At 72.0% G+C, this 322-nt stretch carries 1 protein-coding gene; it reads left to right on the top strand.

The annotated features are described in order from the left end of the window. Nucleotides 1-322, top strand: a 322-nt coding sequence (locus ACR6JA_RS22980; protein WP_494599812.1) for a hypothetical protein, incomplete at both ends; no start/stop codon positions are given.

Below are 322 nucleotides of genomic sequence, written 5' to 3'. Positions count from 1 at the left end.
GCTACGTGCTGCTGCTGGGCAGCGAAGTGCACAACGCCGGCGCGATCCACACGCCGCGCGGCCAGGCCGCGCTGGCCGCCGGCGACGACTTCTACATCCGCAAGGGCTACGGCACCGACGTCAACCTGCGTTCGACCACCCAGGGCAACGAAATCTCCACCGCGATCAAGGCCGGCAGCGGCGCCGGCCGGGTCGTCAACACCGGCCTGATCACCGCGCCGACCGGCGACATCACGCTCACCGGCCGCACCGTGCGGCAGGACGGCGTGCTGCTGGCCACCACCGACATCGGCGCGCGCGGCGCGATCCACCTGCTGAACCG

This window comes from Cedecea sp. B1(4), from assembly GCF_059414925.1.
Note: the sequence above shows the minus strand (reverse complement) of the source record. Positions and strands in the feature narration are given on the sequence as shown.